Genomic DNA, 13,215 nt, shown 5'->3' with positions numbered 1-13,215 from the left:
TATATTCAAGGACAATCCTCCTCATGCAAGGAGAACAAGTAGAAATTCAAGTATGACATAGATGAGGGAAGAATATGACGACGATAGAACAGTTAGTAAAACATTTTAAAATAAGAAGAAATGCTTCTTCTATCATGATAAAAGAAAATAATGCAGAGATTTTTACAGAAGAGCAATTAAAGGGAATCATGCAATATTGTGTTGCTGAGGCTGAAAAAGAGGGAATTGAAAACTTACATTTTGAAGTTTCTTCAAAAAGCCCAAATTATGATGTGTATAAGAAATGTTTCGAAGCGTATTCTTTTGAATATGTTACTGAAAACATCATTGTATGTAAGGATATATATGAAGTAGAAGATGTAGAAAGTGAAATTGATTTTAAGTTGATTGAAGAAGTAGGAGAAGATGCTTTTTATTCACTTTGGAACGAGATGACGGAAGAACAAGTCACTTATGATCAATTTGTAAATATGATGCTACAAGAAATTGGAGAGCAATGGAAAGAACATTGTTTAACTGCAAGTATTAATGAAGAGCAGATCGGAATTGTAATCCCATATATTGAAAAGGGGACGTTAGAAGAAGGAAAACTTATGTATTTCGCAGTCGCTCCAAATATGCGAAATAAAGGATACGAAGCAGTATTCTTTACAGGAGCGATGTTTGTATTAAAAGAAATAGGTGCATCTTATTATATCGGTGAGACAAATGTACAAAATGAGTGGATGAAGGATATTTTTGAAAATAACGGATGTCAGCTGCTTAGTTCAACTGAGAGATATGTGAGAAAGTTTTAGGAGGATGAACGATGTATACTCTCGAACTCGTATAGCGGGAGGGGACTATATATGTTAAAGCAATCCATGCATTCAGTCGTGTTATTGTATCCACATGTATTGTTAGAAGGCTGGAATGTTGAAAAAGTTTCAGAACGTTATGAAGGTGAAAAGTGGGGAACTTTTTGGTTTCAGGTTGTTACTCCAACTGGGATGTTTCGAGTAAAGGAATTTTTTCTCGATATAATGGAACCAGTATTTCCGGATAGCTGTATTTCTCAAGCAAAAGGAGATTGTTTTCAATATAAAGGGCTTGTGTATTGGAAAGGTATAAATTATAAAGGAAAAGAAAGTTACGTTACATCTATATGGAAAACACAAGTTGAAATTTCTGTTGATCATGGATATGTAAACCAAGACGAAATGGAACGATTTCTATTTGAATTACAACCAGTAAATATGGAGCTTGGGAAAACGATATTACATACACCATTTCACTTATTAAGCTTTCAAGCGAAGAGAAGTGAAATGGGTGAGATAGGAAGATGTAGAGAGTGGAATGCTCCAGATGACGTATCCTATGTAAAATTGTCAATTCATGAAAAGCTAAGTTGGAAACTCGAATCGGTCGGTTTCGGAAATGACGAAACGCAGTATGTATACTGGGATGAAGTTAATAAACTATATGCACTTTGGGTTTGTAGACATAAAAACAAAGCGTATTATCCTATTTCTTCATGGACAATGAACTATGGCCCAAAACAAATTATAAACGGGTTAGAGTTTTACTCACACCCTAATCGCGGAACAGTTGTATACGAAGATTTAGGTAATGAACAAATCGCATACGTATTTCGCGGTAATCCATGTACAAATTTTGAACAAGTAAAAGAACTTTTTGCCTGTTTGTAAGATAAAAAGAAAAATGAGAACGACAAAGTAGATATTTGTATAATACAATAGAGTAAGATTCGATTATAAGAGAAAGCGTTGGTGAAAGAATGGGGCAGCAAAGACATTGGTTACAAGCAACTGTAGAAAGAAATGAAGATAATACGTTACAAATAAAGTGGGAAAATAATATAGAGGAAGTTCGCATTTACTGGAGTACTTCGCCAGATCATATTGAAGAAAATGGAGAATTACTTGCAACGGTAAATGGAGAATCATCATATACAATTGAAAACCTGAGCGAAAATGAGCGTCCATATTTTAGACTAGTAGGTAGTAATGGACAAGCAGTAACAGTAGCTGAGCGTAGACTGCCATTACAAGGCGCGTTTAACTTCCGTGATATGGGAGGATATGAAACGACAGAAGGCCGTAAAGTAAAATGGGGTAAATTATACCGTTCTGAAGAATTAGCAGGATTAACAGAGTGGGATATTGCGTATTTACAAAAGTCTGGCTTAAAGTTAATTTGCGATTACCGTACAGACTTTGAAGTGAAGCATAAGCCAAACCCTGAGATTACAGGAGCTCGTCAAGTGTGTTTACCAGTTATGCAAGACTTAGCAAAAGACTTGAACATAAATGAGTTTTTCCAAGTTGGTGACCTTTCTATGTTAGGCAAACCAGGCGAATACCTTGTGAAAATGAATCAAGATTTCGTAAGTGGTAACGAGGCGTTCGTAAGCTTCTTAAACTTAGCGCAAAACCCGGAAAACTTACCGTTAGTAAACCATTGTACAGCTGGGAAAGACCGTACTGGAGTTGGATCAGCATTATTATTACTTTTACTAGGTGTACCAGAGAAAACAGTAATGGAAGATTATTTACTAAGTAACGGTTTCCGTGAAAAGTTAAACGAGAAAATGATGGCCTTTTTAGGTGCAAAACTACAAAACGATGAGAGTAGAGCGATATTAGGTGCGATGTTCGAAGCACGTGCTGAGTATTTACAAGCTGCGATTGATGAAGTGAAAAAGCAATATGGTTCAGTTGAAGCGTATGCTGAAAAAGCACTTGGCTTTACGAAAGAGTCGTTAGAACAAATGAAAGTTTTATTGTTAGAAGATAAATAAAGCGGAGGGAGGCTGATTGGATTAGCCTCCTTTTCTTATTGTTGTTATAATTAGGCTATGAGAATATAAGAATTGAGGAGAACATCATGAAATACAAAGTTATATTATTCGACGTAGATGATACATTATTAGATTTCCCTGAAACGGAAAGACACGCATTACATAATGCGTTTGTACAGTTTGGTATGCCTACAGGGTATACTGATTATCTTGCAAGTTATAAAGAGATTAGTAATGGGTTATGGAGAGATTTAGAAAATAAAATGATTACGTTAAGTGAATTAGCGGTAGATCGATTTAGACAATTATTTGCACTTCATAATATAGAAGTAGATGCACAGCAATTTAGTGATGTATATCTTGAAAACTTAGGGAAAGAAGTACATCTTATAGAAGGTGCAGTGCAATTATGTGAGAATCTACAAGATTGCAAGCTAGGCATCATTACGAATGGATATACGAAGGTGCAACAATCTAGAATCGGAAATTCGCCTTTATGTAATTTCTTTGATCATATTATTATTTCAGAAGAGGTTGGTCATCAAAAACCAGCACGTGAGATTTTTGATTATGCATTTGAAAAGTTTGGGATTACGGATAAATCAAGTGTACTAATGGTTGGAGATTCGCTCACTTCTGATATGAAAGGCGGAGAAGATTACGGCATTGATACGTGTTGGTATAATCCGAGTTTGAAAGAGAATAAGGCAAGTGTTAAGCCGACTTATGAAGTGAAGAGTCTGCTGCAAATTTTAGAACTTGTAGAAGTGGCGGAAGAAAAGGTAGTTTCATTTTAATCGTGTCGATATTTGTTGATAAGTCGATATTCTTTGTCGAATCGTTGATATATCGAAAAAATCGTTGATATATTTTAAGTTACGGTAGATATATTGGCAAAATCGTCGATATAATTTGAGTTGCGTTCATTTTATAGGTACGATCGGTGTAATAACTAGAGGTGAGTGAAAGATGTTAACATTTTTATTTGAGTTAGACAAGAATATCCCACAGAAAGATGAGCGGCGGTATGATGCTTATTCAAAGGGCTTTATCGAAGGGGATGTAACGATTCGCGTGAGTGACAGCGTGCTTTTTCAAAAGTCATGCATGAAGGTCGCAGAGCTCGGTATTTATTTAGGACAGTGGATGGAGCAAGTGCAACATGGGCAGAACGTACATATGAGTTATGAAACGCCTGACCGTGATGAGACAATTCTTAGTTTCTTCTATGAAGAGGACAATCAATGGAGAGTTTCTTCCAGTTGGCAACAATTTGAGGTTCAGGAATGTATTTCTACTACAGCATTAGTGGAGAGTGTTCAGCGTTATTTATATGAGTTAAATAAAGAACTGCGCGCGTTAGAATATCCTGTGACGTTTGATCAGTACTTAAGAGGAGAGCGGGTGATGCAGCTTTCTTACAAACGACTGTGTGATAGTAAAGCGGATACGGTGCCTATTGAGGTTTACAATGGAAGTGACAGAGTAGGCACAGTACGAGGCTATTATAAAAATACGTTGATGAGAGTGCTAGATTTCATTCCGAAAGTCGGTAGTAATATCATTTATGAAATAAAGGATAGCAAGGACAATATTCGCGTCATTGCAAAGGATGTAAGTAGGCAGCACCAAAGAAAGATTTTAGTAACATATAAAGATAATCATGATGCAGAGCATGAAATACTTGTATGTGACGGAAAGTTATTGGATGCTAATTTCTTATTTACCTTTACATATAAGAGAGAAGAATTTGTTGTTCATAAAACTACTTTTGGGATGGGAAAGTTATTACGAAAAGGCTATGTAATTGCAGATTGGAATATTCGTCTTGAGGAAGATATGTATCACATCGAGATGAATGTATACGATGAAGATTATATAGAAGACCAATATTTACTGTTGGGCGTATTTCATGCGGTTTTGTATGGGTGATCGTTGTATAAATGAAAAATACCGGTATTCTTTGTGAAAAGAATGCCGGTATTTTTATTTATCCTCAAAAATAAAAACTTCATCAATCGTACTATGAAGTGCCCTCGCAATATCGTGAGCAAGCTGCAAGGAAGGATTATATTTTCCTTTTTCGAGATGGTTAATTGTTTCACGACGTACACCAACTTGTTTCGCTAAATCTTCTTGCGTCATATTCAATTTGGCGCGGTATTCTTTTATTTTCGTTACGAACGCCACGGCGCATCTTCCATTTCATCAACTGGTTTATCGTAAAAGAACATAGAGAATCCGAACGTAAGAATAAGCGTGCCGAAAATAAGAGCGATATCAATCTCTTGTAGCACCGGGTTTGGCAATAACATTTCAATGAACATAATGATAGCGGTAGTTAGTAACGTAACGATAAAGGCATTGCGGCACGATTTATTGACGATTTGTTCAAACAGTTCATCGTGTTGAACCGTTCTATATGAGGTGAAAAAGGAGAAGAAACAAAACATAGTAAACAATCCTTTTTCATAAAAAAAGCCAAGAAAACCGAAGAAACCGAGAAATCCTAAATATTTTATCCAAGTTGTTTTCATGATAGTTCCTCCTTATCATGTTAGAAATAAATCACGTTATGTTATAAATATATGACATATGGATAGGAATGGTAATAATAGTTTTTTAGTTTGCTTCATAATAATAGTAAAAAGAGGAAATATACTGCGAAATAAAGAGGATAATATTGTAAAATGGTTGTAAGGAGGGGGAGGAAGGTATGCTAAATTGGATCATGATCGTTGTATTACTTGTAGTCATTACTGTAGTCGCGACAGTGTTAATTGGGCGAAAGGGTGATGCAAATTATAGTAAAGCAACAAAGGGGAATATTAGAAGACTTACGATGATTTATATTATACTCGCTGTCGTTTTAATCGTTGGGTTAGGTCTGTATATTTATTTTAAAGGTTAAAAACTGAAAAATACAAAAATATAAAAATATAAGTATGCTATAATGTTAATATAGTTATTTGGTAATTAAGGAAAGGATTGGATGGAATGATTGAAATTATGAATGTGTCAAAAAGTTATAATGGTTCTACCTATGCAGTAAAAGATTTAAGTTTATCTGTGCCTAGCGGAGAAATCTTTGGATTTTTAGGGCCAAATGGTGCCGGTAAATCAACGACAATTAAGATGATTACTGGTATCCATGGGGTGGACAAAGGGACGATTACGATTAACGGTATAGATATTATGAAAAATCCGATGGAAGCGAAAAAGACGTTTGGTTATGTCCCAGATAGTCCAGATATGTTTTTACGATTAAAGGGAATTGAATATTTAAACTTTATGGCAGATATGTATGAAGTGCCGAAAGAAGTACGCCAAGAAAGAATTGAGTCCTTAGCGAAGAAATTTGATCTTTATAATGCTTTATCAGATCAAATTCAAAGTTACTCGCACGGTATGAGACAAAAGATTGTTATTATTGGTGTGCTCGTGCATGAGCCAGATGTATGGATTTTAGATGAACCGTTAACGGGGCTTGATCCGAAATCTGCATATATTTTAAAAGAAATGATGAGAGAACATGCGGATAAAGGAAAGATTGTATTCTTCTCTACACACGTATTAGAAGTGGCAGAAAAATTATGTGATCGCGTCGCGATTATTAATAAGGGGAATTTGCAGTTTAAAGGGAATTTAGATGAAATGAGAGATCATTTTAAATCCAACGAATCACTTGAAAAAATGTTCTTGGAGATGACGGGCAATGAGTAAAATTTGGACGTTAACGAAAGTATTATTGAAATTAAATTATGCAGATTTTATAACAGATAAGAAGAAGCGATGGGCGTATGTATTTTCATTTGCGGCTATTTTATTTGTCGGATTTTTACTGTTTGGTTCTATCACGCATGCAATGTATGAGGGAATGATACATTTAGGGCAAGATCCAGGAATGATTATCGCAATGGGACTTGCGATTGCGAGTATATGGGTATTTTTAATGAGTATTACGAACATTTTAACTGTATTTTACTACAGCAATGACATTGAAATGTTATTACCATTACCATTAAAACCAGCGCAAATTATTTCAGCCAAATTTTTAACGGTATTAATTACACAATACGTAATGAGTTCATTTATTTTACTACCAATCTTCATTACTTACGGATTAAAAAGTGGAGCGTTTATTACATATTACATATATATGATTTTCATTTACTTACTCTTCCCGATTGTGCCGTTAGTACTAGCTTCGTTACTCATGACAGTTATTATGAGGTATACAAATATAGCGAAAAATAAAGACCGAGGAAATATATTTATCGGAATCGTAAGTATACTATTTATTGTAGGAATTAACGTGTTTTTGCAGTGGAAAAATAAAAGTTCGTTTTCTGAAGATGCAATTGCGGATTACCTTGCAAACAACCAGTCTTCTCTTTTAGTACAAATGACAAACTATTTTCCAACTACATATTTTGGAGCAGTAGCATTAGTAGAAAATGCAAATTGGAAGGGTCCTTTATACGTAATAATCTTTGCAGTTATTTCATTTGTATTTTTTGTGTTGTTTTATTACATTGCAGAGCGTACATATTTAAAAGGGGTTATTGGACTTTCAACGAGTACAGCAAAAAAAGAAGTCATTTCAGCAGAAGGCTTACAGAAATCTACGGTACAAAGTTCACATTTGAAAGCATATGTGAAAAAAGAATTTAAAACGTTATTCCGTACACCACAATTCTTCTTAAATTGTATCGTACAAACTTTCGTTATGCCGATTATGTTGTTCTTCATTTTATTCGTGCAAGATGGGAATTTAAAATGGATCACGGGATATATTGATAATCCAAAATCAGCAGGACTTGCAATTGGTGTTGGCCTTTGTGCCTCTCTATTTTTAATGGGAAGTAACGTCATCGCAACAACTTCATTCTCACGTGATGGAAGCTCTTGGTTTGTGAATCGTTATTTACCAGTAAAAGCTTCGGATATCTTTTTTGCGAAAGCGATCACTGCTTGGTTAATTAATGTAATTATTTTAGCAGTGTTCGGTATTACGATGGCAGTTGTAGCGGGAATTTCTCCAGTATTTATGGTTCTTTGGTTCTTATTAAGTGCGAACGGTTTATTGTTAATTAATTTAATCGGCACACGCTGGGATGCACAAACTGCAGATATACATTGGGATACAGAGCAGAAATTATTTAAGAGTCGCTATACAACTTTGTGGAATTTTTTAGCTAATATTTTAATAGCTTTAGTTATTGTAGCGGGAGTAAGTCTATTATACTTCTTCCTTCAAGTGGGACTGTGGGTTATGTTTATCGTTTTATTTGTAATGTTTACGATTGTAAATTATATCTTTATTAAAATTTTAAAATTAGGTGCAGAACGTATATTGTCAAATATTGAATAAAAAGATAGATCCTCTGTATTCGTGCAGAGGATTTATCCATAGGTGGAGGAGAAAAGGTGAAGAAAATAGCAATTGTAACAGGGGCCACTCGTCTGAATGGAATTGGTGCAGTTGTATGCAAGGTGCTTGCTCAAAAAGGAATAGACATTTTTTTCACGTACTGGTCTCAGTATGATAAAGCGATGCCGTGGGGAATGCATGACAAAGAGCCCTTTTTGTTGAAAGAGGAGATTGAAAGTTACGGTGTTCGATGTGAAATGGCAGAAATCAACTTATCGCAGTCGTATTCGCCCAATCGTTTGTTTTATATGGTATCAGAACGGTTAGGTGATCCATCTATTTTAATTAATAATGCAGCGTATGCTACTCATACGAGAATTGAGGAATTAAATGTAGAACAGTTAGATAAACATTATACGGTTAATGTTCGGGCTACTATGTTATTAAGTTCATTATTTATAAAACAGTATGCAAGCAAGGCGAGTGGAAGTATTATTAACCTTACTTCAGGACAGTCACTAGGGCCGATGCCTGATGAATTAGCATACGCAGCAACGAAAGGGGCAATTGAAGCATTTACAAAATCAGTAGCACCAGTTGCGATGGAGAAGGGGATTACAGTAAATGCTGTTGATCCAGGACCGACGAATACAGGATGGATTACAGAAGAGCTGAAGCATTATTTAGTATGGAAGTTCCCGCAAGGTAAAGTAGGAGAGCCGGTGGATGCTGCGCGCTTAATATCTTTTTTAGTAAGTGAAGAAGCGAAATGGATTACTGGGCAAGTTATTCATTCGAATGGTGGGTACTCATAAATATATTATGTTAACAATTGTTGAGAAACAAAAAAACGAAAGAAAATTTTATTTTTTTGTATAAATAAAATGTCAAGAAAGATAAAAATTTGATAGAAGAGTATATCGTCATATGAAGATCGTAATTCTTCATGTGACAATATACTCTTTTTCTTTTACTACAGAGAAGAAAAATGAAGTAGAAGAAACTCGAATATTCAAATTGATTTATCAGTTTTTGTACGTATTATTATGAAGATTACTGTCGGAAAGATGGTAATTCGTATGAAAAGGGATTTTTTAAGGGGAAATCGAATCGTAAAGGGGAGGATAAAAACGTAAACATAGGGGGATTTATATGAAAATGAAAAAGGTCGCTATCGCATCGATAACAATTGGTACAATGCTTACTATGGCAGCTTGTAGTCCGTCAGCAGATAAAGAAACAGAAAAGAAAGAGCAAGTAACAGCGCAAAATGAAGGAGAATCAAAAACGACAAGTGCAGATGAAGCGTCAAAAACAACGAAAGATACTGACAAAGAAACAAATACTTCTTCCAACGAAAAAACAGATAAAGATGCAAAAAACACGAAAGAATCATTAGGAACAGAAAGTAACGGTAAAACGTCAACTCAAAACGAGAATGTAAAAACAAAAGAAAAAGAGACGACAGGAAAAACGAATGATCAAACGACTAGCGGGAAAACAACAGATCAAAGTACAAGTACAAACTCAGACGGAAAAACAACGAAAGATCCGAAGAAAAGTGTAGCTGTGAAAACGAGTGTGAAAGAAGTTGCTGCATTAGTGGATAGCTTAGATAAGCAGTTAGCTGCTAATCCGAAATTGGATACAGTAAATAAACTTGGAAAACAAATTAATGCAAAGTGGGATGTAATTGAGAAAGAGTTAGAAACATCACACCCAGCTGAATATAAAACAATTGGACAAAGTATGTATCCGTTAATTGTAGGGGCGGAGAAAGAAAAGATAGATATTACTAAAATGAAATCATTAACGACGAAAACGAAAAAAGATTTAAATCAGTTATTGACGAAACTTTCGTAGTTTCAAAAGCCTACTTGTGGGAGTAGGCTTTTTTTATGTTGAGAGTGTAATTAAAGTTTATGGGAAACCTAACGAAAAAGGATGGTGACAAAAATGACAATCGATCGAATTTGTACAATTGGCCCAGCAAGTAATAATAAAGAATCGTTAGCGCAGTTAATAAGCAATGGTATGAAAATTGTTCGGCTAAATTTATCACATGGGACGCATGAAAGTCATAAAGATATCATTCGTTTAGTGAAATCGTTAGATGATTCTATTAAAATTTTAGGCGATGTACAAGGTCCTAAAATAAGGTTAGGTGAAATGAAAGGAGAACAAATTACACTTCAGGCGGGAGATTCTTTTATTTTGCATACGCAACCAGTTACAGGGAGTAGTACGGAAGCAAGTGTTGATTATGAAGGAATCGCGAATGATGTGAAAGTTGGAAGTAGAATTTTAGTTAATGATGGTGAAGTTGAGTTAATCGTTGAGAAAGTAAGTACGGATAAAATAGAAACGAAGGTGAAAACAGGTGGTAATATCTCCTCTCATAAAGGGGTGAACTTACCAGGCGCAATCGTTCGTTTACCAGCTATTACAGAGAAAGATAAAAAAGATATTCAGTTTCTTTTAGAAGAAGGTGTTGATTTTATCGCATGTTCTTTCGTAAGAAAACCTAGTCATATAAAAGAAATACGAGATTTCATACAACAATATAAAGAAACGTCACCTAATTTAATTGCCAAAATAGAAACGATGGAAGCGATTGAAAATTTTCAAGATATATGTAAAGAAGCAGATGGAATTATGATTGCAAGGGGAGATTTAGGAGTTGAGTTACCGTTTCAATTTATTCCGCTCTTGCAAAAAATGATGATTCAGGAATGTAATCGAACGAATACATATGTTATTACAGCAACACAAATGCTTCAATCTATGGTAGATCATTCTATTCCAACAAGGGCAGAGGTAACTGATGTGTTTCAAGCTGTACTGGACGGAACGAATGCTGTTATGCTTTCTGCTGAAAGTGCTTCGGGAGAGCATCCGGTTGAAAGTGTGAGTACACTACGTCTCGTTTCTGAATTTGCTGAGCATGTAAAAAAAGACGGTCCTTTTGTGATGAAAGATGTACTGGAATTGCTGCATAAATCTTTGGATGAGTGAAAAATAAAAAGAGGGCGGATATGCATCCGTCCTCGTGTGTTTCATTCTATTCTTGCTCTTGCTCATCCAAAATCTTTTCAAACGCAGCAGATACTTTTTCAAATTCCTCGTCATTCTCAATATATGAGAATTCACTATCTTCTTCTACTTTTAAAAAGAAAATATCAATGTCTTCCTCGGTTTCTGTTTGGATATCTTCAACAAAGGCAACTGCAATATATTCAGCGCCTTCGACATCCATCGCTCCAAGCACTTCTACTTCTTGCTCTTCGTTATTCTCATCACTAAGAGTAAACACTTCGCCAACTTCAATATCAGACATATTCATTCTCCTCCTGTCCAACTCTAATAAATAGAGTGTTTAAACTGCATACATACTAATATATCTTTCCATGAAAAATGAATTTCATACGTAAGAAAAATGAAATTCTACTTCTTTTGTATGGGTATGCAGCGATAAGGAGCATTATTTTTGTGATTTCGTTACAAGTAGTGTGGGGGGCTGTCCATAAAAGTCCGATTGGTGAGGGCTGATTAAAGTTTCACTTTATTTATCACAAATCTTGTTGTAACATGCGCTGTATTACACCGATATGCGGATTAATAAAGACTATGTATCCCTACTCAGATGGCTAAATCATTTTCAGACTTTATATCAGTTGCTTTTTGTAATAGCTTTTGAAGGATAACTGTAAACGTGGCAATTATACATGAAGAAAAACGCTATTCGTTCTGTAGAATAATAGGAACGAATAGCGTTTGTGCTAATTTAAATTGTTCAATCCGCTATGAATCATACACTTCTTTTGCATTCATAGAAGCCGCATCTAATAAAAGGAAAATGGCTGCTATAATATGTAGAACGATGTCTATATAAGGGAAAAAGGCAACTAGAGTAACGATAATACCTATATAATGGGGATACGTATTCATGCCTTCTTTTTTAGCTAATAAAATAGTAGTGATATGTAAAACAATCAATAGTAGTAAAGGTATCCCATATAGGTTAACAAGACTTGGAAATACATAATAACAAGGAAGTAATAAAAGATGATAGATCCCTGTAGTCCACTTTAGTGCTTGGATGTAGGTTTTCAAAGTTAATCCTCCTAAAATAATTATTATCTATATATTACCAAAAATAATAGGTAACTGGATATTGTTTATTTGTAGCTTTTAATAGATTATAATAATTTTATGTAAACTAATTGTTGGGTATCTATAAAATAGAAAAACCACCTCAATAAGGGGGAATGGACGTTATCCACATCGATCAAACAGTAAGTAATAAATATTTGACTAGATTATTGAGTTAATCTCAGTTATTTAAAAACTTGTATACGAGATTCTATAAATGTATGAAGACGCTTTTCGTTTAAGGGATAATACATCCATTGCTTTTAGGGAACAGTAATTCAAAACTTAAAACAATGGAGGTTATACTAATGCAAAAAGTACTTTTTTCTTTCTTTTGTATATTTTGTTTCGTAATTGGAAGTTCTTTCACTGTTCATGCTTTTTCTCCAAAGCAGTTGCCGGTTTCTCAAACGTCAGATCGATGGAAAATAGAAATTAAGAAACCTGATAAAAAAACTAGTTTAGTTACATCTAAAAAGGATGTTTTTGATACGTATGGTTTCAAGGTTCAAGATATTGGGAAGGACGCTTATCATGTAACCGTTGAAGTATTTCGAAATGAACCATATTCTCAAACGAAGTATGAACTTTTCACTTCTAAAAAAGATCATGTGTTAAGTAAAGAAATTGCTTTTAATCATGCGAATTTTCCTATATCCGTTCAGTCTAATGAACTTGAAGTTATTATAACTTGGCAAGAAAAGCCTTCTAAAGTGTTGGAAAATGGACAAAAAGACTGTGAGGCGGAAAGAAAGTATAAACAGACATTTATATTTAAACAAAATTAAATTGTGCGAAAAAACTCCATTATTTTTTGAAGTGAACCCGAATAGTGGCACATGAAAAAAACACCTCCTGAATTCGCATACTAAGTATGCAAATTCAATGG

At 34.6% G+C, this 13,215-nt stretch carries 17 protein-coding genes; 12 read left to right on the top strand and 5 right to left on the bottom strand.

Features of this window, described 5'->3' with window-relative positions:
- Positions 1–74 precede the first annotated feature (74 nt).
- From PDQ33_RS18225 to PDQ33_RS18205, 5 genes are all read left to right on the top strand, one after another.
- Positions 75–797: a hypothetical protein gene (locus PDQ33_RS18225; protein ID WP_061131007.1), complete on the top strand. Its 723-nt coding sequence runs from the start codon at positions 75–77 to the stop codon at positions 795–797.
- Between the two features lie 51 nt (positions 798–848).
- Positions 849–1,688, top strand: coding sequence for a hypothetical protein (locus PDQ33_RS18220; RefSeq protein WP_270394524.1), 840 nt, complete (start codon positions 849–851; stop codon positions 1,686–1,688).
- An 89-nt stretch (positions 1,689–1,777) separates the two neighbouring features.
- Positions 1,778–2,800, top strand: coding sequence for a tyrosine-protein phosphatase (locus PDQ33_RS18215; protein WP_270756414.1), 1,023 nt, complete (start codon positions 1,778–1,780; stop codon positions 2,798–2,800).
- Positions 2,801–2,886: 86 nt separating this feature from the next.
- Entirely contained in the window at positions 2,887–3,597 is a 711-nt protein-coding gene (locus tag PDQ33_RS18210) for a YjjG family noncanonical pyrimidine nucleotidase (protein WP_000875919.1), read from the top strand.
- A 172-nt stretch (positions 3,598–3,769) separates the two neighbouring features.
- Positions 3,770–4,732, top strand: a complete 963-nt coding sequence (locus PDQ33_RS18205) for a tubby C-terminal domain-like protein (protein WP_270756415.1) — start codon at positions 3,770–3,772, stop codon at positions 4,730–4,732.
- Positions 4,733–4,786: 54 nt separating this feature from the next.
- Here PDQ33_RS18205 and PDQ33_RS18200 read toward each other — a convergent pair whose 3' ends face one another.
- The gene (locus tag PDQ33_RS18200; RefSeq protein ID WP_000896292.1) at positions 4,787–4,990 is read right to left on the bottom strand and encodes a helix-turn-helix transcriptional regulator; all 204 of its coding nucleotides are present in this window, start codon (positions 4,988–4,990) and stop codon (positions 4,787–4,789) included.
- Complete coding sequence (locus tag PDQ33_RS18195; RefSeq protein WP_061131003.1) at positions 4,978–5,337, bottom strand: DUF3796 domain-containing protein; 360 nt, start codon at positions 5,335–5,337, stop codon at positions 4,978–4,980. Before PDQ33_RS18195 ends, PDQ33_RS18200 begins: the two co-directional genes overlap by 13 nt.
- 179 nt (positions 5,338–5,516) lie before the next feature.
- Between PDQ33_RS18195 and PDQ33_RS18190 the strand changes: the two genes are divergently transcribed.
- The 6 genes from PDQ33_RS18190 to PDQ33_RS18165 all read left to right on the top strand — a co-directional run bounded on the left by PDQ33_RS18190 (position 5,517) and on the right by PDQ33_RS18165 (position 11,189).
- The gene (locus PDQ33_RS18190) at positions 5,517–5,711 is read left to right on the top strand and encodes a hypothetical protein (RefSeq protein WP_000935861.1); all 195 of its coding nucleotides are present in this window, start codon (positions 5,517–5,519) and stop codon (positions 5,709–5,711) included.
- Between the two features lie 86 nt (positions 5,712–5,797).
- Entirely contained in the window at positions 5,798–6,523 is a 726-nt protein-coding gene (locus tag PDQ33_RS18185) for an ABC transporter ATP-binding protein (protein WP_000570055.1), read from the top strand.
- Complete coding sequence (locus tag PDQ33_RS18180) at positions 6,516–8,174, top strand: putative ABC transporter permease subunit (RefSeq protein WP_000036874.1); 1,659 nt, start codon at positions 6,516–6,518, stop codon at positions 8,172–8,174. Before PDQ33_RS18185 ends, PDQ33_RS18180 begins: the two co-directional genes overlap by 8 nt.
- Before the next feature lie 56 nt (positions 8,175–8,230).
- Positions 8,231–8,989 (top strand): SDR family oxidoreductase, encoded by a 759-nt coding sequence (locus PDQ33_RS18175; RefSeq protein ID WP_000716987.1) that lies wholly within the window; start codon positions 8,231–8,233, stop codon positions 8,987–8,989.
- Positions 8,990–9,326: 337 nt separating this feature from the next.
- A complete protein-coding gene (locus PDQ33_RS18170) occupies positions 9,327–10,037 on the top strand; it encodes a hypothetical protein (RefSeq protein WP_061131002.1) in 711 nt (236 codons plus the stop codon).
- Between the two features lie 81 nt (positions 10,038–10,118).
- Positions 10,119–11,189: a pyruvate kinase gene (locus tag PDQ33_RS18165; protein WP_076867570.1), complete on the top strand. Its 1,071-nt coding sequence runs from the start codon at positions 10,119–10,121 to the stop codon at positions 11,187–11,189.
- Positions 11,190–11,235: 46 nt separating this feature from the next.
- On the opposite strand, the gene PDQ33_RS18160 is transcribed toward PDQ33_RS18165, so the two are convergent.
- The 3 genes from PDQ33_RS18160 to PDQ33_RS18150 form a co-directional block, all read right to left on the bottom strand.
- Positions 11,236–11,517: a DUF1292 domain-containing protein gene (locus PDQ33_RS18160; protein ID WP_001997837.1), complete on the bottom strand. Its 282-nt coding sequence runs from the start codon at positions 11,515–11,517 to the stop codon at positions 11,236–11,238.
- A 296-nt stretch (positions 11,518–11,813) separates the two neighbouring features.
- Complete coding sequence (locus PDQ33_RS18155; protein WP_073530446.1) at positions 11,814–11,897, bottom strand: DUF2975 domain-containing protein; 84 nt, start codon at positions 11,895–11,897, stop codon at positions 11,814–11,816.
- Positions 11,898–11,975: 78 nt separating this feature from the next.
- A complete protein-coding gene (locus tag PDQ33_RS18150; RefSeq protein WP_061131000.1) occupies positions 11,976–12,287 on the bottom strand; it encodes a hypothetical protein in 312 nt (103 codons plus the stop codon).
- Positions 12,288–12,634: 347 nt separating this feature from the next.
- Here PDQ33_RS18150 and PDQ33_RS18145 point away from each other — a divergent pair, with 347 nt between their 5' ends.
- On the top strand, positions 12,635–13,114 hold the full coding sequence (locus tag PDQ33_RS18145) for a hypothetical protein (RefSeq protein WP_061130999.1): 480 nt from the start codon (positions 12,635–12,637) through the stop codon (positions 13,112–13,114).
- Positions 13,115–13,215 lie beyond the last annotated feature (101 nt).

The sequence above is a fragment of the Bacillus cereus group sp. Bc031 genome, assembly GCF_027716265.1.
GTDB lineage: Bacteria > Bacillota > Bacilli > Bacillales > Bacillaceae_G > Bacillus_A > Bacillus_A paranthracis.
The sequence above is the reverse complement of the archived record's forward strand: the minus strand, read 5'-3'. Positions and strand labels throughout refer to the sequence as shown.

What these genes read in the sequence shown, in the direction of transcription:
- PDQ33_RS18225 (WP_061131007.1), top strand. Translation starts at nt 75, where the DNA reads ATGACGACGATAGAACAGTTAGTAAAACATTTTAAAATAAGAAGAAAT.
- PDQ33_RS18220 (WP_270394524.1), top strand. Translation starts at nt 849, where the DNA reads ATGTTAAAGCAATCCATGCATTCAGTCGTGTTATTGTATCCACATGTA.
- PDQ33_RS18215 (WP_270756414.1), top strand. Translation starts at nt 1,778, where the DNA reads ATGGGGCAGCAAAGACATTGGTTACAAGCAACTGTAGAAAGAAATGAA.
- PDQ33_RS18210 (WP_000875919.1), top strand. Translation starts at nt 2,887, where the DNA reads ATGAAATACAAAGTTATATTATTCGACGTAGATGATACATTATTAGAT.
- PDQ33_RS18205 (WP_270756415.1), top strand. Translation starts at nt 3,770, where the DNA reads ATGTTAACATTTTTATTTGAGTTAGACAAGAATATCCCACAGAAAGAT.
- PDQ33_RS18195 (WP_061131003.1), bottom strand. Translation starts at nt 5,337, where the DNA reads ATGAAAACAACTTGGATAAAATATTTAGGATTTCTCGGTTTCTTCGGT.
- PDQ33_RS18190 (WP_000935861.1), top strand. Translation starts at nt 5,517, where the DNA reads ATGCTAAATTGGATCATGATCGTTGTATTACTTGTAGTCATTACTGTA.
- PDQ33_RS18185 (WP_000570055.1), top strand. Translation starts at nt 5,798, where the DNA reads ATGATTGAAATTATGAATGTGTCAAAAAGTTATAATGGTTCTACCTAT.
- PDQ33_RS18180 (WP_000036874.1), top strand. Translation starts at nt 6,516, where the DNA reads ATGAGTAAAATTTGGACGTTAACGAAAGTATTATTGAAATTAAATTAT.
- PDQ33_RS18170 (WP_061131002.1), top strand. Translation starts at nt 9,327, where the DNA reads ATGAAAATGAAAAAGGTCGCTATCGCATCGATAACAATTGGTACAATG.
- PDQ33_RS18165 (WP_076867570.1), top strand. Translation starts at nt 10,119, where the DNA reads ATGGTGACAAAAATGACAATCGATCGAATTTGTACAATTGGCCCAGCA.
- PDQ33_RS18160 (WP_001997837.1), bottom strand. Translation starts at nt 11,517, where the DNA reads ATGAATATGTCTGATATTGAAGTTGGCGAAGTGTTTACTCTTAGTGAT.
- PDQ33_RS18145 (WP_061130999.1), top strand. Translation starts at nt 12,635, where the DNA reads ATGCAAAAAGTACTTTTTTCTTTCTTTTGTATATTTTGTTTCGTAATT.